The 24,704-nt window shown below is 65.2% G+C and carries 31 protein-coding genes, 1 tRNA gene and 2 pseudogenes; 23 read left to right on the top strand and 11 right to left on the bottom strand.

The annotated features are described in order from the left end of the window. Positions 1-2: 2 nt before the first annotated feature. The 8 genes from paaA to P1U75_RS18700 all read left to right on the top strand — a co-directional run bounded on the left by paaA (position 3) and on the right by P1U75_RS18700 (position 5,551). Entirely contained in the window at positions 3-995 is a 993-nt protein-coding gene (gene paaA / locus P1U75_RS18735; RefSeq protein WP_300246023.1) for a 1,2-phenylacetyl-CoA epoxidase subunit PaaA, read from the top strand. Between the two features lie 94 nt (positions 996-1,089). Further along, the gene (paaB, locus tag P1U75_RS18730) at positions 1,090-1,374 is read left to right on the top strand and encodes a 1,2-phenylacetyl-CoA epoxidase subunit PaaB (protein WP_300246021.1); all 285 of its coding nucleotides are present in this window, start codon (positions 1,090-1,092) and stop codon (positions 1,372-1,374) included. Beyond that, positions 1,374-2,150 carry a 1,2-phenylacetyl-CoA epoxidase subunit PaaC gene (gene paaC, locus P1U75_RS18725; protein ID WP_300246019.1) on the top strand — a complete coding sequence of 259 codons (777 nt, stop codon included), beginning with the start codon at positions 1,374-1,376 and terminating at the stop codon, positions 2,148-2,150. The genes paaB and paaC overlap by 1 nt, the downstream gene beginning before the upstream one ends. 5 nt (positions 2,151-2,155) lie before the next feature. Then, positions 2,156-2,617: a 1,2-phenylacetyl-CoA epoxidase subunit PaaD gene (gene paaD, locus P1U75_RS18720; RefSeq protein WP_300246016.1), complete on the top strand. Its 462-nt coding sequence runs from the start codon at positions 2,156-2,158 to the stop codon at positions 2,615-2,617. Positions 2,618-2,627: 10 nt separating this feature from the next. Further along, on the top strand, positions 2,628-3,701 hold the full coding sequence (locus tag P1U75_RS18715) for a 2Fe-2S iron-sulfur cluster-binding protein (RefSeq protein WP_300246014.1): 1,074 nt from the start codon (positions 2,628-2,630) through the stop codon (positions 3,699-3,701). A 12-nt stretch (positions 3,702-3,713) separates the two neighbouring features. Beyond that, positions 3,714-4,472, top strand: coding sequence for a Phenylacetic acid catabolic protein (locus tag P1U75_RS18710; protein ID WP_300246012.1), 759 nt, complete (start codon positions 3,714-3,716; stop codon positions 4,470-4,472). 80 nt (positions 4,473-4,552) lie between these two features. Further along, positions 4,553-5,218: a HigA family addiction module antitoxin gene (locus P1U75_RS18705; RefSeq protein WP_300246010.1), complete on the top strand. Its 666-nt coding sequence runs from the start codon at positions 4,553-4,555 to the stop codon at positions 5,216-5,218. Positions 5,219-5,314: 96 nt separating this feature from the next. Further along, positions 5,315-5,551, top strand: coding sequence for a hypothetical protein (locus P1U75_RS18700; protein WP_300246008.1), 237 nt, complete (start codon positions 5,315-5,317; stop codon positions 5,549-5,551). Positions 5,552-5,593: 42 nt separating this feature from the next. Here the strand turns inward: P1U75_RS18700 and P1U75_RS18695 are convergent, their stop codons facing one another. From P1U75_RS18695 to paaG, 4 genes are read right to left on the bottom strand one after another with little or no spacing between them, the layout of a single operon-like run. Next, positions 5,594-6,190, bottom strand: a complete 597-nt coding sequence (locus P1U75_RS18695; RefSeq protein WP_300246006.1) for a TetR/AcrR family transcriptional regulator — start codon at positions 6,188-6,190, stop codon at positions 5,594-5,596. A gap of 3 nt (positions 6,191-6,193) precedes the next feature. Then, positions 6,194-7,504, bottom strand: coding sequence for a phenylacetate--CoA ligase PaaK (gene paaK, locus P1U75_RS18690; protein ID WP_300246004.1), 1,311 nt, complete (start codon positions 7,502-7,504; stop codon positions 6,194-6,196). An 18-nt stretch (positions 7,505-7,522) separates the two neighbouring features. After that, positions 7,523-7,948, bottom strand: a complete 426-nt coding sequence (gene paaI, locus P1U75_RS18685; protein WP_300246003.1) for a hydroxyphenylacetyl-CoA thioesterase PaaI — start codon at positions 7,946-7,948, stop codon at positions 7,523-7,525. 2 nt (positions 7,949-7,950) lie between these two features. Continuing rightward, a complete protein-coding gene (gene paaG / locus P1U75_RS18680) occupies positions 7,951-8,736 on the bottom strand; it encodes a 2-(1,2-epoxy-1,2-dihydrophenyl)acetyl-CoA isomerase PaaG (protein ID WP_300246001.1) in 786 nt (261 codons plus the stop codon). A 183-nt stretch (positions 8,737-8,919) separates the two neighbouring features. On the opposite strand from paaG, the gene paaZ reads away from it, so the two are divergent. From paaZ to P1U75_RS18660, 4 genes are all read left to right on the top strand, one after another. Then, on the top strand, positions 8,920-10,950 hold the full coding sequence (gene paaZ, locus P1U75_RS18675; RefSeq protein WP_300245999.1) for a phenylacetic acid degradation bifunctional protein PaaZ: 2,031 nt from the start codon (positions 8,920-8,922) through the stop codon (positions 10,948-10,950). Positions 10,951-11,026: 76 nt separating this feature from the next. Then, positions 11,027-11,830: a PaaX family transcriptional regulator C-terminal domain-containing protein gene (locus P1U75_RS18670; protein ID WP_300245997.1), complete on the top strand. Its 804-nt coding sequence runs from the start codon at positions 11,027-11,029 to the stop codon at positions 11,828-11,830. Between the two features lie 106 nt (positions 11,831-11,936). Continuing rightward, a complete protein-coding gene (locus P1U75_RS18665) occupies positions 11,937-12,887 on the top strand; it encodes an alpha/beta fold hydrolase (protein ID WP_300245994.1) in 951 nt (316 codons plus the stop codon). Between the two features lie 105 nt (positions 12,888-12,992). Then, a tRNA-Met gene (locus tag P1U75_RS18660) sits at positions 12,993-13,069 on the top strand. 87 nt (positions 13,070-13,156) lie between these two features. Here P1U75_RS18660 and P1U75_RS18655 read toward each other — a convergent pair. Continuing rightward, positions 13,157-13,426: a hypothetical protein gene (locus P1U75_RS18655; RefSeq protein WP_300245993.1), complete on the bottom strand. Its 270-nt coding sequence runs from the start codon at positions 13,424-13,426 to the stop codon at positions 13,157-13,159. Between the two features lie 525 nt (positions 13,427-13,951). Between P1U75_RS18655 and P1U75_RS18650 the strand changes: the two genes are divergently transcribed. The 5 genes from P1U75_RS18650 to P1U75_RS18630 are packed head-to-tail and all read left to right on the top strand — an operon-like array spanning position 13,952 to position 17,695. After that, positions 13,952-14,260, top strand: a complete 309-nt coding sequence (locus P1U75_RS18650; protein WP_300245991.1) for a hypothetical protein — start codon at positions 13,952-13,954, stop codon at positions 14,258-14,260. A gap of 50 nt (positions 14,261-14,310) precedes the next feature. Next, positions 14,311-14,889, top strand: a complete 579-nt coding sequence (locus tag P1U75_RS18645; protein WP_300245989.1) for a cytochrome c — start codon at positions 14,311-14,313, stop codon at positions 14,887-14,889. Between the two features lie 2 nt (positions 14,890-14,891). Next, entirely contained in the window at positions 14,892-15,785 is an 894-nt protein-coding gene (locus P1U75_RS18640) for a cytochrome c (protein ID WP_300245987.1), read from the top strand. Between the two features lie 49 nt (positions 15,786-15,834). Beyond that, entirely contained in the window at positions 15,835-16,281 is a 447-nt protein-coding gene (locus tag P1U75_RS18635) for a cytochrome c (RefSeq protein ID WP_300245984.1), read from the top strand. Position 16,282: 1 nt separating this feature from the next. Continuing rightward, complete coding sequence (locus P1U75_RS18630) at positions 16,283-17,695, top strand: multicopper oxidase family protein (RefSeq protein ID WP_300245982.1); 1,413 nt, start codon at positions 16,283-16,285, stop codon at positions 17,693-17,695. A 51-nt stretch (positions 17,696-17,746) separates the two neighbouring features. Here the strand turns inward: P1U75_RS18630 and P1U75_RS18625 are convergent, their stop codons facing one another. The 6 genes and pseudogenes from P1U75_RS18625 to P1U75_RS18600 form a co-directional block, all read right to left on the bottom strand. Further along, the gene (locus P1U75_RS18625) at positions 17,747-17,893 is read right to left on the bottom strand and encodes a hypothetical protein (RefSeq protein ID WP_300245981.1); all 147 of its coding nucleotides are present in this window, start codon (positions 17,891-17,893) and stop codon (positions 17,747-17,749) included. Further along, on the bottom strand, positions 17,887-18,321 hold the full coding sequence (locus P1U75_RS18620) for a cation diffusion facilitator family transporter (RefSeq protein ID WP_300245979.1): 435 nt from the start codon (positions 18,319-18,321) through the stop codon (positions 17,887-17,889). Before P1U75_RS18620 ends, P1U75_RS18625 begins: the two co-directional genes overlap by 7 nt. A 31-nt stretch (positions 18,322-18,352) precedes the next feature. Beyond that, positions 18,353-19,267: pseudogene (locus P1U75_RS18615) on the bottom strand (heavy metal-binding domain-containing protein); the annotation flags it as partial. 104 nt (positions 19,268-19,371) lie between these two features. Continuing rightward, complete coding sequence (locus P1U75_RS18610) at positions 19,372-19,686, bottom strand: SHOCT domain-containing protein (protein WP_300245977.1); 315 nt, start codon at positions 19,684-19,686, stop codon at positions 19,372-19,374. After that, positions 19,683-21,056, bottom strand: coding sequence for an ATP-binding protein (locus P1U75_RS18605; RefSeq protein ID WP_300245974.1), 1,374 nt, complete (start codon positions 21,054-21,056; stop codon positions 19,683-19,685). The genes P1U75_RS18610 and P1U75_RS18605 overlap by 4 nt, the downstream gene beginning before the upstream one ends. A gap of 32 nt (positions 21,057-21,088) precedes the next feature. After that, complete coding sequence (locus P1U75_RS18600) at positions 21,089-21,811, bottom strand: response regulator (protein WP_300245971.1); 723 nt, start codon at positions 21,809-21,811, stop codon at positions 21,089-21,091. A gap of 168 nt (positions 21,812-21,979) precedes the next feature. Here P1U75_RS18600 and P1U75_RS18595 point away from each other — a divergent pair, with 168 nt between their 5' ends. The 6 genes and pseudogenes from P1U75_RS18595 to P1U75_RS20645 all read left to right on the top strand — a co-directional run bounded on the left by P1U75_RS18595 (position 21,980) and on the right by P1U75_RS20645 (position 24,597). Beyond that, a complete protein-coding gene (locus P1U75_RS18595; RefSeq protein ID WP_300245968.1) occupies positions 21,980-22,672 on the top strand; it encodes a calcium-binding protein in 693 nt (230 codons plus the stop codon). A gap of 63 nt (positions 22,673-22,735) precedes the next feature. Continuing rightward, positions 22,736-23,122 carry a DUF302 domain-containing protein gene (locus P1U75_RS18590; RefSeq protein ID WP_300245967.1) on the top strand — a complete coding sequence of 129 codons (387 nt, stop codon included), beginning with the start codon at positions 22,736-22,738 and terminating at the stop codon, positions 23,120-23,122. A gap of 145 nt (positions 23,123-23,267) precedes the next feature. After that, a pseudogene (locus P1U75_RS18585) lies at positions 23,268-23,364 on the top strand (IS5/IS1182 family transposase); the annotation flags it as partial. Next, the gene (locus tag P1U75_RS18580) at positions 23,362-23,574 is read left to right on the top strand and encodes an HGGxSTG domain-containing protein (RefSeq protein WP_300246061.1); all 213 of its coding nucleotides are present in this window, start codon (positions 23,362-23,364) and stop codon (positions 23,572-23,574) included. The pseudogene P1U75_RS18585 and the gene P1U75_RS18580, both read left to right, overlap by 3 nt. A 352-nt stretch (positions 23,575-23,926) precedes the next feature. Then, entirely contained in the window at positions 23,927-24,151 is a 225-nt protein-coding gene (locus tag P1U75_RS20650; protein ID WP_366915070.1) for a hypothetical protein, read from the top strand. Between the two features lie 38 nt (positions 24,152-24,189). Continuing rightward, positions 24,190-24,597: a site-specific integrase gene (locus P1U75_RS20645; RefSeq protein WP_366915069.1), complete on the top strand. Its 408-nt coding sequence runs from the start codon at positions 24,190-24,192 to the stop codon at positions 24,595-24,597. Positions 24,598-24,704: the final 107 nt, after the last annotated feature.

Here is a 24,704-nt window from a genome sequence, read left to right as displayed (position 1 = left end):
AGATGTATGCACAGATGATCAAGAGCGCCGGAACCGGTGTCAAATCCCCCGAGGAGATGACGCCGGAGGAACGCAGGTTCCAGGCGCATGTGGACGCGAACGAAAAGGTCGAGCCCAAGGACTGGATGCCCGACGATTATCGCGCCACGCTGATCCGGCAGATTGGTCAGCATGCGCAGTCCGAAATCGACGGCCAGTTGCCCGAGGGCAACTGGATCACCCGCGCCCCGACGCTGGAGCGCAAGGCGATCCTGCTGGCCAAGGTGCAGGACGAGGCGGGCCACGGCCTGTATCTCTACTGCGCCGCCGAAACGCTGGGCATTTCCCGCGACGAGCTGACCGAGGATCTGCTGTCGGGCAAGATGAAGTATTCCTCGATTTTCAACTATCCGACGCTCAACTGGGCCGATATCGGCGCGGTGGGCTGGCTGGTCGATGGTGCCGCGATCATGAACCAGGTGCCATTGCAGCGCACATCCTACGGGCCCTATTCCCGCGCGATGATCCGCATCTGCAAGGAGGAATCGTTCCACCAGCGGCAGGGCTATGACATCATGATGAAGATGGCCCAGGGCACCGAGGCGCAGAAACGGATGGCGCAGGACGCGCTGAACCGGCTGTGGTTCCCCTCGCTGATGATGTTCGGTCCCTCGGACAAGGAATCGGTGCACTCGGCTCAGTCGATGGCCTGGAAGATCAAGATCAACACCAACGACGAGCTGCGCCAGAAATTCGTCGACCAGACCGTGCCACAGGCCGAATACCTTGGCCTGACTGTTCCCGACGAGACCCTCAAGTGGAACGAGGAGCGCGGGCACTACGATTTCGCCGAGCCCGACTGGAAGGAATTCTTCGACGTGCTCAAGGGCAACGGCCCCTGCAATACCGACCGGCTGACCGCCCGCCAGGAGGCCTGGAAAGAGGGCAAATGGGTGCGCGATGCGATGATGGCCCATGCCCGCAAGAAAGCCGCCGCCAAGGTGGCGGCAGAGTAAGAGCACATTTTACCGGATCGGCGGCACGGGCCGCCGGACCACGACCCAGTTTCCGGCGCGGCATAAACCCCGGCCGGTGCCAGGAGGAGATACCATGAAGAACGAATGGCCCCTTTGGGAAGTATTCATCCGTGGACAGCACGGCATGTCGCACCGCCATGTCGGCAGCCTGCACGCCCCCGATGCCGAGATGGCGATCAAGAACGCGCGCGACGTCTATACCCGCCGCAACGAGGGCGTGAGCATCTGGGTGGTCGAGGCGAAACATATCGCCGCCTCCTCGCCCAGCGACAAGGGCCCGCTCTATGAGCCGAGCGAATCCAAGGTCTATCGTCACCCGACCTTTTTCGACATCCCCGAGGAAGTGGGGGCGATGTGATGAGCGGGCAGGTGCAATCGGGCGACGCGGCCCTGTTCGAATTCCTCTGCCGGCTGGGGGACAACACCCTGGTTCTCGGCCACCGGGTCAGCGAATGGTGCGGCCACGCGCCGGTTCTGGAAGAGGATATCGCGCTGGCCAATACCGCGCTGGACCTGATCGGCCAGACCCAGCTCTGGCTCGGGTTGGCGGGCGAGGTCGAGGGCAAGGGCCGCGACGCCGATGCGCTCGCCTTTCTGCGCGACGTCTGGGATTTCCGCAGTGTCCTGCTGACCGAGGTGCCCAACGGCGATTTCGGCCGCACGCTGATGCGCCAGTTCCTGTTCGACGCCTGGCATTCGATCTACCTGGGGCGGCTGCTGAAAAGCAGCGACAAGCGGGTGGCCGATATCGCCGAGAAGGCCAGCAAGGAAGTGGCCTATCATCTGGAACGCTCGGCCGACACGGTTGTGGCGCTGGGCGACGGGACCGAGGAAAGCCATCAGCGGATGCAGGCGGCGCTGGCCTATCTCTGGCCCTATGTCGGAGAGATGTTCGAGGGCGACGCGGTGGACGCGGCGATGGTCGAGGCCGGGGTCGCCCCCGATCCGGCCAGCCTGCGCGCGGAATACGACGCGCTGGTCGGCCGTGTGCTGGCCGATGCGACGCTGGAGATGCCCGAGGGCCGGTTCGCCCACAAGGGCGGGCGTGACGGGCGCATGCATACCGAGCACCTGGGCCATATCCTGACCCAGATGCAATGGTTGCAGCGGGCCTATCCCGGCGCCAGCTGGTAAGACCGATGACACATCCAAGCGTTGAACAGGTCTGGGAATGGCTCTCTGCCGTCCCGGACCCCGAGATCCCTGTGATCTCGCTCACCGATCTGGGCATCATCCGCGATGTGGCCTGGACTGACGACAGGCTGGTCGTGACCGTCACGCCGACCTATTCGGGTTGTCCGGCAACCTCGATCATCAACCTCGATATCGAGACCGCGCTGCGCGGCCACGGCATCGAGAAGATCGAGCTGAAGCGGCAGCTTTCGCCGGCCTGGACCACCGACTGGCTGAGCGAGGAGGGTCGTGCCAAGCTGGAGGAATTCGGCATCGCGCCGCCCCAGCCCGCCGGTGGCCCCGACCGTTGCCCGCATTGCGGGTCCGAGAACGTCGAGAAGGTCAGCCAGTTCGGCTCGACCCCGTGCAAGGCCACCTGGCGCTGCAAGGACTGTCTCGAACCCTTCGATTATTTCAAGTGCATCTGAGGAGAAGCAGATGGCGCGTTTCCACGATCTGACCGTGACCGACATCCACAAGACCATCCGCGACGCGGTGGTGGTCACGCTGAAACCGCAGGACGGCGACGAGGCCGCCTTTGATTTCATCCAAGGCCAGTACCTGACCTTTCGCCACGATTTCGACGGCGAGGAGCTGCGCCGCAGCTATTCGATCTGCGCCGGCAAGGATGACGGCATCCTGCAGGTGGGCATCAAGCGGGTCGATGGCGGCGCCTTTTCCACCTGGGCCAACGAGGAGCTGAAGGTCGGCGACCGGGTACAGGCGATGGCGCCGATGGGCAGTTTTCACACCGCGATCGACGCGGGCGCCGAGCGCAGTTACCTCGGCTTTGCCGGTGGCTCGGGCATCACCCCGGTGCTGTCGATCCTCAAGACCACGCTCTCGCGCGAGCCGAAGTCGAGTTTCACGCTGGTCTATGCCAACAAGGGCGTGAACACGATCATGTTCCGCGAGGAGCTGGAGGACCTCAAGAACCTCTACATGGGGCGGCTGAACGTCATCCACGTTCTGGAAACCGACACGCAGGAGATCGACCTGTTCACCGGGCTGGTGACGCAAGAGAAATGCGGCGAACTGTTCAAGCACTGGATCGACATCGGATCGGTCGACACCGCCTTTATCTGCGGGCCGGAACCGATGATGCTGGGCATCGCGGCGGCGCTGCGTGCGCATGGGCTGGACGACGCCCAGATCAAGTTCGAGCTTTTTGCCAGCGCCCAGCCCGGGCGGCTCAAGCGCAAGGCGGTGAGCAAGGACGCGGCCAGCGGCGCCAACCAGACCACGGCGGCGATCACGCTGGACGGGGCGACCCAGACCATCACCATGGGCAAGGACATCTCGATCCTCGACGCCGCGCTGGAGAACGCGATGGACGCGCCCTATGCCTGCAAGGCGGGGGTCTGTTCGACGTGCCGCTGCAAGGTGATCGAGGGCGAGGTCGAGATGGTCGCCAACCACGCGCTGGAGGATTACGAGGTGGAAAAGGGCTATGTGCTGTCGTGCCAGTCCTATCCGCTCACCGATACCGTCACCGTCGATTACGACCAGTAAGGGGGGCTGACCATGGCCGAAGACATGAGCATCGAAAGCTACCTGGCCCAGGGCGGGGTTCTGAGCAACCCGGCCAATGTGCCGCCACGCTATCGCGCTGAACTGATGAAACTGATGGCGACCTTTGTCGACAGCGAGCTGGCGGGCGCCGCCGGGTTTGCCGACATCATCAACGCAGGCCCCGGCATCAAGGAGCGGATCGCCGCCGCCAAGATCGTGCTGGAAAAGACCGACAACGCCGACCGGGTGCTGCGCATCATGGGCGATTTCGGCGCCGATACCGAGCGCTATGCCAACCACCATCCCTGGACCGCGCGGCTGGAGCGGGGCGCCGATATCGGCACCGCGCGCACCGAGCGGGACATGCGGCTAGCGGTCTTCAACTATCCGCTGGAGGGCTGGGCCGACGCGGTGGTGATGAACCTGCTGATGGGCCGCGCGGTGGCGGTGCAGATGGCGGAATTCTCGATGGTCTCGTACCAGCCGCTGGCCGAGGCGTTCCGCGCCATCGCACCGGTCGAGGCACGTCACGCCGAACTGGCCGAGGAGGGCGTGATCAAGCTGTTCGAGCGCGGCGAGGACGGGCTGCAGAGCAGTGTCGATTACTGGTGGCCCCGGGTGGCGGCTAGCTTTGGCTCGACCACCTCGACCAAATCCGAGAGCCTCAAGGCGATGGGGCTGCGGCGGGCGACCAACGCCGAACTGAAGGCCCGCTGGGAGGCCGAAGCCGGCGCGGTGCTGAAACGGCTGGGGCTGGCGGTTCCGGCCTGACCCCGATCCCCGCGCGACGATTGCAACCGCGCGGGAAATCGCCCAGACTTGCGCTCCTGTCACCACTGGGAGGGGGCGAGATGTCAGGCAAACCGGGGACGGCGGTTCAGGCCGCCGACGTGCAACAGGTCAACGACTGGCTCGACCGCAACGAGATCGTGCTGGTCGATGTGCGCGAGACCTCGGAATACGAGGTCGAGCATATCGCCGGGGCGCTGCTGCTGCCACTGTCGAGCTTCGATCCCGAACTCTTCCCCACCTTGCCGGGCAAGCGGCTGGTGCTTCATTGCGCGGTCGGCAAACGCTCCGAGGCGGCGGGCAAGATGCTGCTGAACGAAGGGCACGAGGGCGTCACCCACATGACCGGCGGGCTGGATGCGTGGAAGGCGGCGGGCTTTGCCACCGAGTTTCAGCTGACCCCGCCAGGCGAGGCGGAGGCGGCAGAGGGGCCGGTGTTTCTCTGCCCCGCCCCCGGCGAGGTGCTGCGGACCGAGTACCTGGAGCCGCTGGGCATCACCGCGCAGGACCTGGCCCGGTCGGTCAACGTGCTGGAGGGGCGGATCACCGACGTGCTGGCCGGCAAGTCCAGCGTCGGGGTGGAACTGTCGCTGCGGCTGGCGCGGTATTTCAGCACCGCGGCGGATTTCTGGGTGCATCTGCAGCTGGAGCACGACATGGAACGCGCCCGCCACAGCATGGGCGAGCAGATCCGCCGCGATATCGTGCCGCGGGTCTCGGCGGGGTAAAGGCGGGACGTACTCACCACTCTCATCGGGGCGTTTGGGAATTGACCGCCCCCCGCCCCGGCATACAACCGGCCGAAATCAACTCCGCGAGGTCTCATGGCGCACATCAACAAGGTCATCCGCTCGATCAACCTGGATGGTGAAACGATCTGCGTCGACGAGTTCCTGCGTCCGGACGGGACCTACGGGTTCGACGAGTTCCGGTGCGATCCGGAAGACGGGCGGGGCTGGTACGGCATCGGCCATCACGGGCTTGAGGAATACCCCAGTGCAGAGGCAGCTTTGGAGCAAGCGCGGCGCGTCGTCGGCTGGCTCAACGACGCGATCGCCTGACGGCGGCCCCGCGTTCCGCGCGGCGCGTGACCGGCGCGGCGATCAGATTCCGCCCAGCCCCTTGAGCGTCAGGTCGCAGACCAGGTCGGCGTAATCGTCGCGCTCCTGCGCGTCGGCATCCGAATTCCACATGAAGTACCAGTTCAGCATGCCGTAGACCGACATGGTGGCGCCGCGCAGCTTGTCGGGGTTGCCCTCGAACACCTCCGGCGCGACCTCGCGCAGGCAGTCGCCCATGAATTTGACCATGTCGCGCTGATAGGTGCGCATCTCGTCCTGCTGATCCCCGGGCAGGGCCGAGAGCGCGCTGATCTGCACCTGGTGTTCGTGGTCGGCCCCCTGGTAGGCGCGCAGCACCTCGCGGATCACCCGGCGCAGCCGCTCCTCGGGGGGCAGCCCGCCGGTATCGACGGCAAGAATGCGATTTCTGAGGGTGGACAGGTAGCTGTCCAGGATGTCGTAGAGGATCGCATCCTTGCTGTCGTAGTAGTGATAGATATTCGCCTTGGAGATCCCGCACTCACCCGCCAGCTTGGTCATCGATGCGCGGTCGAACCCCTCCTCGGCGAAAACCTTGGCCGCCGATTTGAGGATCTGGGCGCGTTTCTGATCGTGGTCTTTGGCAATGGTGCGGGCCAAGGGTCACTCCTTCGGGCGGTTGTCGACGACGCGCACGGCCTTGCCCTGGCTGCGCTCCACTTCGCCGGGATCCTTGATGTTGATCTCGGTCGAGACGCCGACCACATCCTTGATCCGCTTGTAGAGCATCCGCACCGCGGCGGTCTTGGAGGCCTCGTCGGTGCTGTCGCCGGCACATTCCACGTGCACGCGCATCGCGTCCATCCGGCCCGAGCGATAGAGCTCGATCTGGAAGTGGTTGGTCAGCCCGCCGGTGGCGATCACCTGCTCCTCGATCTGGGTCGGAAAGACGTTGACGCCGCGCAGGATGATCATGTCGTCGCTGCGCCCGGTGATCTTTTCCATCCGCCGCATGCTGCGCGCGGTGCCCGGCAGCAGGCGCGTCAGGTCGCGGGTGCGATAACGGATCATCGGCAGCCCCTCTTTGGTGAGGGTGGTGAACACCAGTTCTCCCATCTCGCCATCGGCCACCGGTTCACCGGTCTCGGGGTTGATGATCTCGGGCAGGAAATGATCCTCCCAGATCACCGGCCCGTCCTTGGTCTCGACGCATTCGTTGGCCACGCCCGGACCCATGATTTCGCTGAGGCCGTAGATATCGACCGCGTGCATGTCAAAGGCCTGCTCGACCTCATGGCGCATGGCGTCGGTCCAGGGTTCGGCCCCGAACACGCCGACCGAGAGCGAGCAGTCGCGCGGGTCCAACCCCGCCTTGTGGAACTGTTCAAGGATGTTGAGCATGTAGGAGGGCGTGACCATGATGCCGTCGGGCTTGAAATCGTCGATCAGGGTCACTTGCTTTTCGGTCTGCCCGCCGCTCATAGGCACCACGGTGGCGCCCAGCCGTTCGATCCCGTAATGGGCGCCGAGGCCGCCGGTGAACAACCCGTATCCATAGGCGTTGTGCACGATATTGCCCGACCGCAACCCGGCGGCGCGCAGCGAGCGTGCGACCAGATCGGCCCAGTTCTCGATATCCTGCTTGGTATAGCCCACCACGGTCGGCTTGCCGGTGGTCCCCGAGGAGGCATGCAGCCGCATGATCTGCTCGCGCGGCACCGCGAACAGGCCAAAGGGATAGTTGTCGCGCAGGTCTTTTTTGTAGGTGAACGGAAACTTGGACAGGTCCGACAGCGATTTCAGGTCGTCGGGATGCACGCCGGCGGCGTCGAACCGCTGGCGGTACATCGGCACGTTGTCATAGGCATGGCGCAGCGACCATTTCAGGCGGCCGAGTTGCAGCGCCTCGATCTCATCGCGCGAGGCGATCTCGATCGGGTCAAGGTCGGCTTTGTTCGGGGTCAGGTCCTTCATGGCGTCCTCCTCACCAGGTCATTCGTCGAAAAGATGGCCCTTGATCGCGCGGGACATGCCCCGGAATTCCGCGATTCTCTGGCCATCCTGATTGGTCACTGTCACGTCATAGATGCCGTTGCGCCCGGTCAGGTTGACCTCACGCGCGGTTGCCGTCAGCCGGTCGCCCTGCTTGCCCGGGGCCAGATAGTTGATCAGGTTGTGCTGGGCGACGGTGGACTGGTTGCGGCTGTTGCAGGCAGAGGCAAAGGCGCTGTCGGCCAGCATGAAGATCACGCCGCCGTGACACATCGCGTGGCCATTGCAGTGATGCGCCTCGACCGTCAGTTCCAGCGTCGCGGTGCCCTCGTCGACATGGGTGATCGCCATGCCCGCCCATTTCGAGGCGTTGTCTTTGGCCCACATGACGGCGGCCGATTTCTCGGCCCGTTGTTTCGGCGTCATGGTCATTTTCCCTTGAACACCGGTGCGCGCTTTTCGAGAAAACCGGCGACGCCCTCGGCGTAATCTTCGCTCTCGCCGCAGGTCTTCATTGCCTCCGCTTCCAGTTCCAGATGCTCGGCCAGCGTATCGGTGGCGGCGGCCTGGATCGTCTGCTTGGTCAGGCCGAGGCCCAGCGTCGGACCGCCCGCAAGCTTTGCGGCCAGCGCGCGCGCCTCGTCCATCAGCGCGTCGTCGGGCAGCGCCTTCCAGATCAGACCCCAATCCTCGGCCTTTTGCGCGCTGAGCGGTTCGGCGGTAAAGGCCAGCCCCTTGGCGCGCGCCTCGCCCAGCAGGCGCGGCAGGTGCCAGCTGCCCCCGGTGTCGGGGATCAGCCCGACCTTGGAAAACGACTGGATGAACTTGGCGCTCTCACCGGCCAGAACCATGTCACAGGCCAGCGCGATATTGGCGCCGGCGCCGGCAGCCACGCCATTGACCGCGCAGATCACCGGGAAGTTCAACGACCGCATCAGGTTGACCAGCGGCGCGTAAAAGGTGCGCACGGTGTGGCCCAGGTCGGGCGGGCCGTCCATCTTGCGCGGGTCGCGGTCGCCCAGGTCCTGCCCGGCGCAGAAGCCGCGCCCGGCCCCGGTCAGAAGGATCGCCCGCGCGCCGGCGTCACGGGCCGCCTCGATGGCGGCGCGCAGGGCATGGTGCATCTCTTCGGTGAAACTGTTCAGCCGCTCCGGCCGGTTCAGAGTGATCTCGACCCAAGTGCCGTGATCGGTGGTCAGAATGGTGTCCGACATGTCGCCCTTGCCCCTCCTTGACGTGTCCTGCGCTGACGGCAGGACCTCGGTCGCGTGACCGTCCCTGCTGCCCGTCAGTTGACAAACTCCTTGCATAAACCGACCGGACGGTCAATATTTGTTTCAAACATCCTGGCCACTGTCACAGGGTCGTGGCCACCCCGGGAGAGAGGATCAATTTCCATGAGCATTCAAAAGATTTCCAGTTTCGCCGCCGGTGAATGGATCGCGCCTGGCGCTGGCGCACGCGACATCGCCAGCGCCATCACAGGCGATGTGATCGCCAGCGCGGGCAACTCCGCGCTCGACGTGCAGGCGATGCTGGACCACGCCCGCGAGGTCGGCGGCCCGGCGCTGCGCGCGATGACCTTCCACGACCGCGCCCGCATGCTCAAGGCGCTGGGTCAGCACCTGAACGCCAACAAGCAGGCGCTTTACGATATCTCCTTCGACACCGGCGCCACGCAATCCGATCACATGATCGACATCGACGGCGGCATCGGCACGATGTTCGTCTTCGCCGCAAAGGGTCGGCGCGAGATGCCCGACGACCATGTTTTCCTTGATGGCGAGCTGGAGCAGCTGGGCCGCACCGGCACCTTCATGGGGCAGCACATCTGCACCCCGCTGCACGGGGTGGCGGTGCATATCAACGCCTTCAACTTCCCGGTCTGGGGCATGCTGGAGAAACTGGCCCCGACCCTGCTGGCCGGGGTTCCGGCCATCGTGAAACCCGCGACCAACAGCTGTTACGTCACCGAACTGGCGGTCAGGCTGATACTGGAGAGCGGCCTCCTGCCCGAGGGCGCGTTGCAATTTGTCGCCGGCGGGCTTGGCGACATGCTGGACCGGCTGGGGATGCAGGACGTGGTCAGCTTTACCGGCTCGGCCGATACCGCGCTGATGTTGCGCTCGAACAGGACCATCCTTGAAAACTCGGTGCGATTCGTCGCCGAGCAGGACAGTCTGAACGCCTCGATCCTCGGCCCGGATGCGGTGCCCGGCACGCCGGAGTTCGATCTCTTCGTCAAGGAGGTCAGCCGCGAGATGACCGCCAAGGCGGGGCAGAAATGCACCGCGATCCGCCGCATCATCGCCCCCGAATCGCAGGTGGAGGCGGTGATCGAGGCGCTGAGCGCGCGGCTGGCCAAAACCGTGATCGGCGATCCGCGACTGGAGGGCACCCGCATGGGGGCGCTGGTCTCGATCCAGCAGAAACAGGACGTGCTGGCAAAGGCGGCGCTGATCGGCTCCGAGGCGGAACGGGTGTTCGGCGACCCGGAGAATTTCGAGGTGGTGGGCGCCGATGCCGCCAAAGGGGCCTTTCTGCCGCCGATGCTGTTCCACTGCGCCGACCCCGACACCGCCCAGCGCGTGCATGATACCGAGGCTTTCGGTCCGGTCTCGACCGTCATGGGATACCGCGATCTGGACCACGCGATAGAGATCGCCAAGCGCGGCCAGGGCTCGCTGGTGGCCTCGGTCATCACCCATGACCCAAGCGTCGCGCGCGCGGTTGCGATCGGTGCGGGCGCCTATCACGGGCGGATCTATATCAACGACCGCACCTCGATGAAGGAGAGCACCGGCCACGGCTCCCCCCTGCCGCATCTGGTGCATGGTGGGCCGGGCCGCGCCGGCGGCGGCGAGGAGATGGGCGGCGTGCGCGGGGTCAAACATTACATGCAGCGCACCGCGATCCAGGGCTCGCCCGACATGCTCAGCGCCATCGGCAAACAGTGGGTGCCGGGCGCTGCCGAGATCGAGGGGCCCGCGCATCCCTTTACCCGCAAATTCGGCGAACTGGCGATCGGCGAGACGCTGCACAGCGCGTCGCGCGTGGTGACGCTTGAGGATATCGAGCATTTCGCGACGTTCACCGGCGATACCTTCTACGCCCACATGGATGATGCGGCGGCGAAGCGGAACCCGTTCTTCCCCGGCCGGGTGGCGCATGGCTATCTGCTGCTGTCCTTCGCGGCGGGCCTTTTCGTCGAGCCGAACGAGGGGCCGGTTCTGGCCAACACCGGCCTCGACAACCTGCGGTTCATGAAGCCGGTGAGCGCCGGTGACAGCATCAAGGTGCGCCTGACGGTCAAACACAAGACCCCGCGCAACGAGGAGTACGGCGAGGTGCGCTGGCATGTCACCCTGACCAACCAGGACGACGAGAAGGTCGCGGAGTACGAGCTTTTGACCATGAACGCGTTCTGACCGGCGCAGGGGAAACCATGTGAAACTCCGTGATTTCAGGATGGTACGTCGGGCAAGGCGGCGATAACCTGAGGTCATGGAGGAACCCCCGCAAACCTGGTTCGAGGCCTGCGCCCGGACCCTGACCGACCCGCAGAACCAGCGGGTCTGGTCGATCATCGTGTCGCTGTTCGGCGATCTGGCGCAGAAACCCGGCGACCGGCTCAGCGGCAGCGCGCTGTCGCGGATCATCATGCCGATGGGCATCAAGCCCGAGGCGATCCGCGTCGCGCTTCACCGCTTGCGCAAGGATGGCTGGATCGACAGCGCCCGCACGGGCCGGGCCAGCGCCCATTACCTGACCGAGTTCGGCCGTGCCCGCAGCGCGGAGGTGACGCCGCGCATCTACACGCGCGTGCCCGACACCCCCGCCGACTGGCACCTGCTGATCGCCGAGGACGGCTCCGGCCAGTCGGCGCTGGACGAGATGCTGCTCACCGCCGACTACTTCAGCCTGGCGCGCAACGCGGCACTGGGGGCCGGCCCGGCGCCGGAGGCCAGCGAGGAATTGATGAGTTTCGATGTGCGCGCCCGCGCGGTGCCCGACTGGGTCAGGGCGCGCGCCTGCCCCGAGGATCTTGCCGAAAGCTGCCACAGCCTGCTCGACGCGCTGGAGCGCGCCGCCGCGCTGCTACCCGCAGAGGGGGGGATCACGCCGCTGCAGACCGCCACCCTGCGGATGCTGATCGTGCACCGTTGGCGCCGGGTGGTGCTGCGCATGCCCGATCTGCCCACGGCCTTCTTCCCGCCGGACTGGCCGGGGCCGGATTGCCGCGCGGCGGTGTTCCACCTGCTCGACCGGCTGCCGCGCCCGGCGCTGTCGGATCTGGATGCAGACTGACGCGGCATCCTCGTACCATTCAGGCGGAAATTCGTGCAATTTCGCGCCATATCTTGCCGTGCACACAGCGTCGCCGGCGGGGCCCGAACAAGAAGGGAGCTGAGCCTTGGCAAGCATTCTGATCGGTCTGATCCTGGTGATCGCGGCGCTGATGGCGGCGCTGGCGGCATGGACCCGATACCTGGGGCGGGACGTGGAAAACCTGGTGCCGCGCGCGGGATCGGTTCGCAAGGTGCCGGGTGGTGCCATCCACTACGTCGACCTGGGCCCGCGAGACGCGCCCGCCGTGGTGCTGATTCACGGGCTGTCGGGGCAGTTGCAGCATTTCACCTACGGCGTGACCGACCTGCTCAAGGACGAGCTCCGCGTGATCGCGCTGGACCGGCCCGGCTGCGGTTACTCCACCCGCGACAGCGACGATCTCGCCGCCCTGCCGGAACAGGCGCGGATGATCTGGGCCTTGCTGGAGGGTCTGGACGTGACGCGGCCCGTGCTCGTGGGGCATTCGCTGGGCGGCGCGGTGGCGCTGGCGATGGCGCTGGACCGGCCAAAGGGGGCCGCCGCGCTGGCGCTGATCAGCCCGCTGACCCACCAGCAGGCGGACGAGGCCGGCGCCTTTCAGGGGCTTGCGGTCGCCTCCCCCCTGATGCGACGGGCGATCGGCCACACCCTTGCCGTTCCGGTGGCGCGGCGCACCGCCGCCAAGGTTCTGGAAGAGGTGTTCCGCCCCGAACCCTGCCCCGCGGATTTCCTGGTGCGCGGCGGCGGCGCTCTGGGTCTGCGGCCCGGGGCCTTCATCGCCGCTTCGGCCGATTACATGGCCGCAAATTCCGGTATCCGCGCGCAGCAGGCGCGCTATGCCGATGGCCTGGTAACCCCCGGCGGCGTTTTGTTCGGCGCCGGGGATGCGGTGCTGGATCCGGCGCGGCACGGCACACCGATGGAGGGCTTCGGATTGAGCGTCGGGACTTTGCCGGACCGGGGCCACATGCTGCCCATCACCGCGCCGGAGGCCTGCGCCGACTTCATCCGCCGCATGGCCGCCCGGGCGGAATGACCGTCGGCGCAAACACCTTGGTCGCGACGAGCGCGGCAACAACCGAAAACCGGCCAATTCCCGCTTGACCCCTCCGGCCGACTCCCCTAAATGCCTCTCACTCGTGGCGGAGTAGCTCAGTTGGTTAGAGCAGCGGAATCATAATCCGCGTGTCGGGGGTTCAAGTCCCTCCTCCGCTACCAATTTCAGTACCATTGTTTCAAAATCGCTGGTTTCCAGCGGTTCCTCGCCCTTGCGGGCTATCGAGATGACCCCGGCAAGGTCGCCGTTCAGATCAATCTGCAGATCGCAGCCATCCTCGTCAGGAGCAAGGACATTCGGTCCACAAGTGACCGGATGATCTGGGTTGCTTCGGCACGACACTCATCGTCGTTGATCGTGTGAAGCAAGCGTTCGAATTCTTTCTGATGGCGATATGCCATAGTCAGATGAAGCAGCACCGGCTCTTCGTCGATGTTGGCAAGCCCTTCCTCAACAATCTTCCTGCGCTCGCCGCAGCTTCTTGCGCAAGACCGCTCGACCCGCGCCGCCGGCTCCATGACCCTGAAACACATTCTTCGCCAGCCTGTCGGTGATTGCTGCGCATTCACCTGTCGGCCAACGGATCGAGCCCGACCGTGGAAATATCCGACATGACCGTCCTCCTTTTGTGGATCATTGCAGACCCACCTTGGCACATCGATGCCGTCGGGGGGCGGTCACAGCATCAAAACCATGGGCGCCTAGAACACACACTAACAGCGAATACGGCAATGGTGAGATGCAGTAAGCAAAGCGCCCGCCATGGCGCCTCTCAGTGCTTCTGCGGGAAGGTAACCAGCCAGCGGCAGATCGGAGTCACCCCAGACGACGATCCAATCTTCGAACGGCGTGTCATCTTCTCCATGTGCTCTTGTCCGGGAGGCATTTGCACGCGTGCGCACAGCTGACCGAGCATATCGGCTGGGGCACGCTGCCGAGACTGCGGCATCGTTATCCCATCGCCTCGACCTGCACCTGCAGGAGTTGACAGTTTTGCCCTGATCACGAAACTGGCGCAAGGAAGAGGTCGTTAGCCGGGCATCGTGAAAACACTTGCAGTCACCATCATCGCCGTCGTAATCGGCCTTGTTGCGTTCTGGTCCGCTCCGGCCCAGGCGCACGGGATGCATATGGACGCGCCCGGCGATGTTGTCGTCCAGGATGACGAAACCGTCGAGCTAGGGACGTCCGAACACTGTGACGCCGGACACTCCTGCCACGCACAGGTGCTGCCCCTGGTGCAGGCCGGGTCGGCGCATCAGCCCGCCTGTCTGGCAACCCAGCATCCCCTGAGAGAGCGGCGCGGCCGCTCCCTGACCCTGGTGTCCGACCCGCCGCCTCCGCGCGCCTGATCCTGTCGTGACCTTCGGGTCGGGAACCGGATCAGACACAGGAGAACATTATGACACCCCGAAAGACCGTGACCGGCGCCGCCCTGGCGTCGCTGCTCAGCGTTGCCGCGTTGGCCCATTCCGGCGCCACCGGCGTCGTCAAGGACCGCATGGGCGCCATGAAGGAAATGAAAGAGGCGGTGAAATCCGTCGCCCCGATGATGTCCGGCACCGCCGCCTATGATGCGGATGCCGTGCGTCGCGCCGCCGACACCTTCCGCCGCCATTCCGGCGCGGCGCTGACCGGGGATTTCCCCGCGGGCTCGACGGAGGCCCCCTCCGAGGCGCTGCCGGCGATCTGGCAGGACTGGGACCGCTTCGCGGAGCTGGCCGAAACGCTCGGCGTGATGGCCGAAGGCCTGTCCCGGGCCGCCGATAACGGCCTGCACGGCGCCGGCGGGATGATGGACAGCGGCACGATGATGGGCAGTGGCTCCATGATGGGCAGCGGCATGATGATGGGCACTGCCGGGGGCGCGATGCGGATGAGCGCCGAGCAGATCGGACAGATGCCCGCCGACGGCGCCTTCGCCATGACCACCCAGGTCTGCGCCGCCTGCCATGACCGGTTTCGCAAGGACGACGCCTGATCATGGTCGCGGTCGGAAGACTTGGGCTCGCCGCGGTCGGATTGATCGCGGCGGGCAGTGCCGCCCTCGCCGTCTGGCCGGTGGGTCGGCCGGTGAAGCTGGCCGAGCTGGAGGGCAATGTGGAACGCGGCGCCTACCTGGCGCGGGCGGGGGGCTGCATCGCCTGCCATTCCGACCCGGCATCGGGGCGCGCACCGCTCGCCGGGGGCGCGCCCATCGCCTCGGGCTTCGGCAGCTTCGTGCCGCCCAACCTGACCACCGACATCACCCACGGCATCGGCACCTGGGATATCGCAGATTTCGCCAAGGCGGCGCGCCAGGGGATCTCGCCCGGGGGCGATCCCTATTACCCCGCCTTTCCCTATGCCTTTTATGGCCATCTGAGCGACCAGGACATTGCCGATCTCTGGGCCGCGTTCCAGACCGTGCCACCGGTGGCGGAACCCGAACCGGCCAACAAGGTGCCGTTCCCGGTCAACCAGCGTTTCGGGCTCAAGCTCTGGCGCGCGGCCTTCCTGAACGTGCCGGCGACAGAGCCGCGACCCGACAAGACAGAGGCATGGAACCGCGGCAGGTGGCTGGTCAACGGGCTGGCCCATTGCGGCGCCTGCCATACCGACCGCAACCTGCTCGGCGGGCGGCGCATGGAGGCCCGGCTCGCCGGCAGCGACGATATGCCCGGCGGCAAGACCGCCCCGGCGATCACGCCCGCGGCGCTCGCCCGCAACGGCTGGACCGTGCACACCCTCGCCTTCGCGCTGAAATCCGGCGTGGCGCCCGACGGCGACGTGCTGGGCGGCGGCATGGGCGAGGTGATCCGGCAGGGCACCGCCTGGCTCACCCCCGAGGACCGGCGGGCGATGCCCACCTACCTGATGGACGCCGGGGATGACTGACCCGAGACAAGCGGCCCCGCGCCGCCCCAAAGAATGGAAAGACAAGACCATGAACAAGATGATCGTCGCCGCCCTTGCTGTCGCCGTAATCGGCGGGGCCGGGTATTTCGCAATGGTGCAGAATGAGCCCCCCGGCGCCACCGGCCCGCGAACCGTCGAGTCGCCGCCCGAGGGCGCGTCGATGGTCAAGGTTGCGCTGCCCGAGGAGCTTTCGGGACAGGCACAGATGGGCAAGAGGGCCTTCGACGCCGTCTGCGCCGCCTGCCACGGCGAAAATGCCGCCGGGCGCAACGGCATGGGACCGCCGCTGGTTCACAAGATCTACGAACCGTCGCATCATGCCGACGCGGCCTTCCTGCTGGCGGTGCGCAACGGGGTGCGCGCGCATCACTGGCGCTTCGGGAGCATGCCGCCACAGGACGGGCTGACCGGCGCCGAGGTGAAATCGATCACCCACTATGTCCGCGAATTGCAACGCGCCAACGGGATTGAATGACATGAGCCGAAACACATCCATGACAATCCACCGCCGGGGCCTTCTGCTCGGGGCCGCCGCTGCTTTCGCGATGCCGATGCCGTCGCGAAGCGAAACCGCGCCCCGCGCCCTCGTCGCGCGGCCGGGCAAGGCCCAGCTCGCGCCTGAGGGGTATCCCGAGACGGAAATATGGGGCTTCGAGGGCCAGGCCCCCGGCCCGCTTCTCCGCGCCCGGCAGGGGGCGCGGCTGCAACGGCGTCTCATGAACGAGTTGCCGGTGCCGACCTCGGTGCATTGGCACGGCATCCGAATCGACAACGCGATGGACGGGGTGGCCGGGCTCACCCAAGCGTCGGTCGCGCCGGGGGAGACCTTCGACTATGTCTTCGACCTGCCGGATGCGGGCACCTACTGGTATCACGCGCATACCAACTCCTACGAACAGGTGGCGCGGGGCCTTTATGGCGCGCTCATCGTCGAAGAACCGGAGGCACCCGACGTCGACCGGGAAGAAACCCTGATCCTAGACGACTGGCGGCTCGACCATGAAACAGCGCAGATCTCCGGCGATTTCGGGGCCTGGCACGACCTGAGCCATGCCGGGCGAATGGGCAACATCATCACCACCAACGGCAGCTTCATCCTGCAACGCGCGGCGCGCACCAACGAGCGCCTGCGCCTGCGGCTGATCAACGCCGCCAGTGCCCGGGTTCTGACACTCTCGCTGGCCGGCCTCGAGGGCTGGGTCATGGCGCTGGACGGGATGCCGCTGGCGCGCCCCATCGCGGCGCAGGATACGCTGCTCCTGGCCCCGGCGCAGCGCATGGACCTGATCGTGGACGTCACTGCGGCGGAGGGAGAGACCGCCCATCTCGCCTACATGGACGACGACGGAAAGTGGTGGTCGCAGGTGGCCTGGGACATCACTGGCAGCGCCGCGTCCAAACCGCGCCCTGCCCCCGGAGCACTGCCGCCCAACCCGCGCCAGGCCGTGCCGGGCGTGGCAGGGGCCAGGACGGTTACTCTTGTCATGGAGGGCGGCGCCATGGGGCGGCTGCAGGCCGCGACCTACGGGGGCAAGCGCCTGGCGTTCCGCGAGCTGGCCGAGCGAGGACAGTTTTGGGCCTTCAACGGCACTGTCGGCCGAACCGACGCGCCGCTGGTCAAGGCTGCCCTGGGGGATACCCTGCGCATCCGAATCGTCAACGACACCGTTTTCCCCCACGCGATGCACCTGCACGGGATGCATTTCCGGGAAGTCATGAAGGATAGCGACAGTCTCGGACCGCTGCGCGATACGCTGCTGGTGCAGCGGGGCGAGACGCGCGAGATCGCCTTCGTGGCGGACAATCCCGGCGACTGGCTGTTTCATTGTCACATGCTGGCGCATGCTGCCGCCGGCATGACCACATGGATAAAAGTCGCTAGGAGTTGAGCGTAAAAGCCGCGTCCCGGTCATCAATCCGCCATCTGATCGGCGTCCGGGTCACGTCGCCCCCGGCGCCCGTCTGTCCCGCCGCGTTACGTCGATCGATTCCGCGCCGCTTTCGTCCAGACAGCGATCCTCGACCTGCAGGGTGATGAAGAAAATGCCGAAGCGCTCGCGCAACAGGCTGTGGGCTGCTTTCAACACCGCCTGGGGATCCGCATCATATCGGGCACGCAGATGACCCGAAAAGACATGTTTCCCGCTGTCAGCGCCCAGGCATGAATGTGGTGTACGTCCAGGACGCCGTCGAGATCTTCGAGCGCACGGGCAACGTCAGAGAGACTGACCTCGGGTGGGGTCCCTTCCATCAGCAGGTGCGCCGACTCCTTGAGAATGCCCAGGCTGGCCCAGAGCAGGACAATGCCAAAGACCATGCCGAGGAGCGGGTCGATCAGCAGGAAGCCGGTAAACCTGATCACCAGTGCGGTTACGATGATGAGAAGGCTGCCCACGAAGGTCTGGATGATGTGCCAGAGCGCGCCGCGGACGTTCAGGTCGCTCCTGCTCTGCTTCCAGATCAGCCCCAGCGAAATGAACTCCGTGAGCAACCCACCGGCGGCCGCCAGCACCATGGGGCCGGTCGGCAGTTCGATGGGGTCCGCCAACCTCGCCGTCCACCGGGACCCTGTCACCGGGTCGGACGCGAAGCAGGTCGCCTTCGACGACGTTCTCTAGCGGCGCGTCGTATTCCGTGCCGTCGGGCAGGATGCGCCGCGCTGTCTTCGGGGCCAGGTCCATCAGCGCACGGATCGCATCGCCGGTGCGCTCGCGGGCACGCAGTTCGAGCACCTGGCCGACGAAGACAAGCGTGATGATGACGACCGCGGCTTCGAAGTAGGTGCCGACCCCGTCCCCCTTCCGGTATTGCGCCGGGAACACGCCGGGCGCGAAGGTGGCGAAAAGCGAATAGACATAGGCCGCCCCGACACCGAGCGAAATCAGCGTCCACATTTTGGGCGACAGACTGCGGACCGAGTCCAGGCCGCGTCGGAAAAACGGCTGCCCTGCCCAAAGAACGATCGGCGCGGCAAGCAGGAATTCCAGATAGGTTGCAATGCGATGGCCGAGCCAATCGCGGACCGGCAGCCCCAAAAGTTCACCCATCGTGAGGATTATCAGCGGCACGGCCGCCGCGGCGCTGATCCACATCCGGCGCGTGAAATCCACAAGTTCCCCGCTCGTCTCATCCGAGGGGACCATCGGCTCCAGCGCCATGCCGCAGATCGGGCAGCTCCCGGGTTCGTCGCGGACGATTTCGGGATGCATCGGACAGCTCCATTGCGGGCCGGGCTGGACGGCCTGGCGCGTCGTCTCCGAACGGCCGGAGGCGTAGAACCACGGATCCTTGTCGAACGTCTCGCGACACTCCTCGGAACAGAAGAAAAAGATCTCTCCGCCATATTCGCGCGCCAATGCTTCGCTGCTCATCTCGACCTGCATGCCACAGACGGGATCGGTCGATTTATCGGAGCCCTTGGGCGCGTTGCCATCGCGATGGTTCCCGGAATGCGGAGTCATGTTCTCCTCCTTCGAGAGGATCGTTGCAGGCAACAGCCGCCGGGGAGGATCAAGGGCGCCTTGGAGGCGGCCGCCGCCTGCGACTAAGATCGTGTTCCGCTGCTTTAGTCGCTGCCGAGCGTCCGTTTGCGCCGCTCGAACTCCTCTTCGTCGATCTCGCCCTTGGCGAAGCGCTCGCGCAGGATCGCCAGAGAGCCGTCGCGGCGGGCGGATGTGCGGTCATTGACGGTCAGCCACCGGACCACGAACACGATGAGCGCGATAATGAGCCCCCAAAAGACCAGCATCATCAAGGCGCCTCCCATGCCGTAGCCGCCGCCCCACATCATGTGGCCATAGCCCTCAGATGTCTGGGCGAGACCGCGAGTCGCAACCGTGGTCATTCCCGCCGCAGCGATCAGAATTGTACGTGGTGTCATGATTTTCTCCTTTCATCATTCTCCGGATCTCTCGGGACTGAAATCCTGGCTGACAGCCCACCGCTCTCGCGGTTCGTCAGGGTGACATCGCCGCCCTGGCCCCGCAGAATCGTGCGCGCGATCGACAGCCCCAGTCCATGCCCGCCCGTGTCGCGCGAGCGGGATTTCTCCATCCTGAAGAACGGCTCGAACACCTCCTCCATCGCACTTTCCGGGATGCCAGGGCCGTCGTCCTCGACATGGATGAGAACGGAGGTGGTATCCGCGCTCCAGGACACGCGCGCCGATCCGCCATAGCGCAGGGCGTTCTCGATGACGTTGCGCAGCGCACGGCGCAGCCCCCGGGGCCGGACACGGAAGTGGATTTCCTCTCCCCCGTCAAGCTCGAAGGCGTCCAGCATGTCCTTGCGCAGTTGCAGCAGGAACTCCGACACTTCCATCGTCACCGGCTGCTCGGTTTCCGAGATTCCCCGCGCAAAAGCGAGGGTCGCGTCCACCATCTCCTGCATCTCCTCGATATCCGCGGTCAGGGTCTCACGGGTCTCCTCATCCTCGACCAGTTCGACGCGCACGCGCATCGCCGTCAGAGGCGAGCGTAGATCGTGCCCGAGGGCGCCCAGCACGCGCGTGCGATCGGCGATCAGACGGCTTAGCCGGTCCTGCATCCGGTTAAAGGCCTCGGTCAGCTCACACAGTTCGCGCGGCCCGGTCACGGGCAAGGGAGACGTTTCCTCACCGCGGCCAAAGCTGTCCGCGACCACGGAGAGACGGTGCAGAGGCCCGATCAGGCGCGTCAACAGGAACCATGAGACCGCAATCAACAGCAGGCCCGCCGTCGTGCCGAAACTGAGCAACGAGACCAGCGGCCATTGCAGGGCCGGGCGCGAGAACCGGGTTCCGACATTGAGCCATCGGCCGGTCTTGAGCGCGATCGAAAGGTTCAGCTCGATCGTCGACAGCTCGCCCTGCATCATTCTCCTGTGGATCTCGGCCATGTCCCGCGAGAGGTTCGGCAATGGCAGAATGCGGCCCTCGACGTCGTGCAACTCGACACGGATTTCCCGGCTTGTGTCGCCATCAAGGAGCGAGCGCAGACGCGCTTCCACCAAACCGCGATCGTCGTCATGCGCTGTGTGGTCTACCGACGGCACAGGACTCATGGAGAACCGGACAAGGGGAGAGTCGGCGGCCCGCAGGATCGCCGGATGCAGATCCTCTGGCGCCTCCTCCAGGAGCCGCACGATGTTGGCGGCACGTCCAACGGCCTCGAAGCCGAGCGCGGCCCGCACCGCGAGGTTGCGCTCACCGATCAGGATCCACAAGCTCACGGCTTGGGCGAGCACGAGAACAGCGACGATCAGCAGGATCAATTGCGTGCGCAGGTGACGGGGACGCCACCACATCACGTCACCTCGGTGACGTCCGCAGAGAGGCTGTAGCCTCCGCCATGGATCGTCGTGATGATCTGCGGCTTGGCGGGATCCCGTTCAACCTTGCGGCGCAGGCGGCTGATCTGGTTGTCGATCGTCCGGTCGAGCGGAGAGCCCGCCCGGCCTGCCGTTAGATCCAAGAGCTGATCCCGGCTCAGCACCATCCGCGCGCGCTCCAGGAGGACCGTCAGCAGCCGAAACTCGGCGGTGGTGAGACCCGTCTCGACCCCGGCCTCGTCGATCAGGAGGCGGCGATCAGTGTCCAGGCTCCAATGGGCGAAGCGCACCATCTTGCCGGCAAGGGTGCCCGCCGGCGGTTCGAACCGCTCCACCCGACGCAGGATCGCCTTGATCCGCGCCAGCAGTTCGCGGGGGTTGAACGGCTTGGCGAGGTAGTCGTCAGCGCCGATTTCCAACCCGACGATGCGATCGGTTTCCTCGCCGAGGGCGGTCAGCATGAGGATGGGGATCGCCTGATTACGCGACAGGCGGCGGCAGACCGACAACCCGTCCTCGCCGGGCATCATCACGTCCAGCACGATCAGGTCGTATTGCCCCGCGGCCAGTTTTGCGTCCATGTCATGAGCATCCCGCGCCGCGGTCGCGCGCATCCCGTTTCGCTCGAGGTATCGCGACACCGCGTCACGGATCGACCGGTGATCGTCCACGATCAGGATATGTGGCGTGTCCGGCATGGCCTCATTCATAACCCGCATTAGGACGAAGGTCAGACCGTCATTTGTAACGAGATGTATCAGGTCCCGGCCTTGTGACATCACGTTACATGATCCTGGCTGGCGGTTCTTGCGCGCCGCGCTTGAGTGAACGAATGATCAGGTAGCTTCAACTCAGGAGAGACGAAAATGACCCTCAGAATGACCGGAATAGTAACACTCGCCACGCTCCTCGGCCTCGCGACCTCTGGTGCGGCCCTCGCCCACGGCCACGGCGATCGCGGCCCGGCCGCCGGCGGTTGCAGCGGGCCAGGCATGGCCATGCAGGACAAAGGCATGGTGCCGGGCGGCATGATGGACCACATGGGCGCCATGATGCGAATGCACGGCCAGATGATGGGCTCCGGCATGATGGGGCCGTTGCAGGGGGGAATGATGGGCCGCATGAGCGGTGGCATGATGTCGCCCATGGGCGGTCAGATGATGGGCATGATGGCCCAGCTCGATCAGGACGGCGATGGTGAGGTGACCGGCGCGGAAGCCCGGAGCGCGCTCTCCGCCAAGCTGTCGGAATACGACGCGGACGGCGATGGCACATTGTCGATTGCCGAGTTCGAAACGCTGCACAGCGCGATGATCCGTGAGACGATGGTAGATCGCTTCCAGCATCTCGATGCCGATGGAGACGGGCAGGTCACCGCCGACGAAATGACTGCGCCGGCGAACCGTATCGAGCGCATGCAGCAGATGCGCGAGAAGATGATGGAGCGGCGCCGCGGCATGATGATGTCGGGTGACGGGATGCGTCAGGGCAGCGGAATGGGTCCGGGAAGCGGCAATTTGCCGATGAAAGAAAATGGCGGCATGATGAAAGACAATTGATCAAGGGCGCGCGATTTTCGCTTCCAAACCGACCACCCATAGCTGCCACAACAGGAGAAAAATATGAGATATACGTATGATCGCACGCTCGCAGGCATGAGGATCGATGACGCTGAAATGCGTGTGCGCGCGGCCTTGGGCGACGCCGGATTCGGCGTTCTGACCGAGATCGACGTGCAGGCCACGATGAAGAAGAAGATCGACGTCGACATCGCCCCGTATCGCATTCTGGGCGCCTGCAACCCGAAGATGGCTTATGAAGCCATCGGCCTGGAGCCGCGCGTCGGCGCGATGCTACCCTGCAACGTGATCCTGCGCGAGATCGAAGGCGGCACCGAGGTGAGCGCGATCGACCCGGTCGCTTCGATGATGGCAATCGACAATATCGAGTTGTCGGACGTGGCCGGACAGGTGCGCGACATGCTGAAGGCCGCAATCGACGCGGCCTGAAGGACACTCGCACAGCGGACCGAGGCCGACGGCTCTGTGTGTAATCGGTCTTGACGGCGACGGGATTGCGTGGCGGAGATCACGCCCCGCCGCTGTTTCGCAGTACGACTTCGGCGTTGCACGCGAACCTCCGGATGGATGGCACATGGCGCGTGACTTCGACCGGCCGGTCGCGGAGATCCAGATCCGCATCGCCGTGCTCAACCGCCACTACGCTTGGCATACCCGTCACCGAGCCCGTGGATAAATTCCCCCGGGGCAAGGGGCGCTGCGGCGCGCGGACGCGAAAGGGAACGCCATGCCGGGCAAGGGCGATGCCGGGCAAGACGCGGTGCAGGTTTCACGGCGGGCTATCGACCGGCCCCAAGACCCGCGAAGGCCGCGAACCCATAGCCAAGGCGCAACGGCGGCGCTGGGCAAGGCGGCGAAGTCTGGCGGGACCGCCCGATTAACTTGAAACTATGTCCTCGATTTCTCGCCCTGCGGGTTTGCCCAGACTTCTGTAACCTGCTTATATCCGCGCAGAGCGATGCTCGGGGCGGACATGACACCTCAAGAATTCTTAAAAAAATGGCACTCCGTTGACCTCAAGGAGCGCAACGCATCGCAATCCCATTTCAATGACCTCTGCGCCCTTCTCGACATTCCCGACCCGATCACCGCCGACCCAAGCCGTACTGGCCTCGTCCGGAGTTGCGCCGCTCCATAGAATCGGTACCCCGATATATAGCAACCGCCGAGACAGCTCAGCATAGGATCTTCATCTGGCTGCGGTATCCGACACTGCCCGATAAAAACCTGATAGTGATACCGCGTGACGACGACACGACTTTCGGAATATTGCATTCCCACTTTCATGAGCTTTGGGCACTTGGAAGCGGTAGTTCCCTCGAAGACCGGCCAAGGTACACTTCTTCGAGCACCTTCGAAACTTTCCCCTTCCCCGAGGGCCTGACCCCAGACCCCCCGCCGCCGATTACGCCGGTGATCCCCGCGCCCAGAAGATCGCGGAGGCCGCCGCCGAACTGAACCGCCTGCGCGAAAACTGGCTGAACCCGCCCGACCTCGTGGATCGCGTGCCCGAGGTGGTCGAAGGCTATCCCGACCGGCTGATTCCCAAAGACGACGACGCCGCCAAGGAACTCAAGAAGCGCACCTTGACCGCTGACAAATCTTCCGAATACCTGTTTCCTTCGCGAAATGGCAGGCCGATACGCGACATCAAGAGACCCTGGGGCTGGCTGCTGAAGGAAGCTGGTCTTGAGGATTTCCGGCTCCACGACCTGAGGCACAGCCATGCTTCCATCCTCGTAAGCCAAGGGCACTCCCTTGAGTTGATTGGACACCTGTTGGGTCACACGCAAGCGCAGACCACCAAGAGGTATGCCCACCTCACCCAGGACCCCCAACGCAGGGCCCTGGCTGGCCTGGACGCAGTCATTTCGGCTGCGCGGAGCCAGCCCGATACCGAATAACCCAAAATACGCCTCTCCACCCCTCATCACAAGGATGATACCCATGAAACCCGCTCTCCCTGAATTTAAGACGGGCGTTCCGATTACGAAGGGCGGACAGATGGTCC

The sequence above is a fragment of the Antarcticimicrobium sp. genome, from assembly GCF_029212575.1.
GTDB lineage: Bacteria > Pseudomonadota > Alphaproteobacteria > Rhodobacterales > Rhodobacteraceae > Antarcticimicrobium.
The sequence above is the reverse complement of the archived record's forward strand: the minus strand, read 5'-3'. Positions and strand labels throughout refer to the sequence as shown.

Coding starts and splice junctions, on each gene's coding strand:
- paaA (WP_300246023.1), top strand. CDS start 3: ATGTATGCACAGATGATCAAGAGCGCCGGAACCGGTGTCAAATCCCCC.
- paaB (WP_300246021.1), top strand. CDS start 1,090: ATGAAGAACGAATGGCCCCTTTGGGAAGTATTCATCCGTGGACAGCAC.
- paaC (WP_300246019.1), top strand. CDS start 1,374: ATGAGCGGGCAGGTGCAATCGGGCGACGCGGCCCTGTTCGAATTCCTC.
- paaD (WP_300246016.1), top strand. CDS start 2,156: ATGACACATCCAAGCGTTGAACAGGTCTGGGAATGGCTCTCTGCCGTC.
- P1U75_RS18715 (WP_300246014.1), top strand. CDS start 2,628: ATGGCGCGTTTCCACGATCTGACCGTGACCGACATCCACAAGACCATC.
- P1U75_RS18710 (WP_300246012.1), top strand. CDS start 3,714: ATGGCCGAAGACATGAGCATCGAAAGCTACCTGGCCCAGGGCGGGGTT.
- P1U75_RS18705 (WP_300246010.1), top strand. CDS start 4,553: ATGTCAGGCAAACCGGGGACGGCGGTTCAGGCCGCCGACGTGCAACAG.
- P1U75_RS18700 (WP_300246008.1), top strand. CDS start 5,315: ATGGCGCACATCAACAAGGTCATCCGCTCGATCAACCTGGATGGTGAA.
- paaK (WP_300246004.1), bottom strand. CDS start 7,504: ATGAAGGACCTGACCCCGAACAAAGCCGACCTTGACCCGATCGAGATC.
- paaI (WP_300246003.1), bottom strand. CDS start 7,948: ATGACGCCGAAACAACGGGCCGAGAAATCGGCCGCCGTCATGTGGGCC.
- paaG (WP_300246001.1), bottom strand. CDS start 8,736: ATGTCGGACACCATTCTGACCACCGATCACGGCACTTGGGTCGAGATC.
- paaZ (WP_300245999.1), top strand. CDS start 8,920: ATGAGCATTCAAAAGATTTCCAGTTTCGCCGCCGGTGAATGGATCGCG.
- P1U75_RS18670 (WP_300245997.1), top strand. CDS start 11,027: ATGGAGGAACCCCCGCAAACCTGGTTCGAGGCCTGCGCCCGGACCCTG.
- P1U75_RS18655 (WP_300245993.1), bottom strand. CDS start 13,426: ATGGAGCCGGCGGCGCGGGTCGAGCGGTCTTGCGCAAGAAGCTGCGGC.
- P1U75_RS18645 (WP_300245989.1), top strand. CDS start 14,311: ATGACACCCCGAAAGACCGTGACCGGCGCCGCCCTGGCGTCGCTGCTC.
- P1U75_RS18640 (WP_300245987.1), top strand. CDS start 14,892: ATGGTCGCGGTCGGAAGACTTGGGCTCGCCGCGGTCGGATTGATCGCG.
- P1U75_RS18635 (WP_300245984.1), top strand. CDS start 15,835: ATGAACAAGATGATCGTCGCCGCCCTTGCTGTCGCCGTAATCGGCGGG.
- P1U75_RS18630 (WP_300245982.1), top strand. CDS start 16,283: ATGAGCCGAAACACATCCATGACAATCCACCGCCGGGGCCTTCTGCTC.
- P1U75_RS18620 (WP_300245979.1), bottom strand. CDS start 18,321: ATGGTGCTGGCGGCCGCCGGTGGGTTGCTCACGGAGTTCATTTCGCTG.
- P1U75_RS18610 (WP_300245977.1), bottom strand. CDS start 19,686: ATGACACCACGTACAATTCTGATCGCTGCGGCGGGAATGACCACGGTT.
- P1U75_RS18600 (WP_300245971.1), bottom strand. CDS start 21,811: ATGCCGGACACGCCACATATCCTGATCGTGGACGATCACCGGTCGATC.
- P1U75_RS18595 (WP_300245968.1), top strand. CDS start 21,980: ATGACCCTCAGAATGACCGGAATAGTAACACTCGCCACGCTCCTCGGC.
- P1U75_RS18590 (WP_300245967.1), top strand. CDS start 22,736: ATGAGATATACGTATGATCGCACGCTCGCAGGCATGAGGATCGATGAC.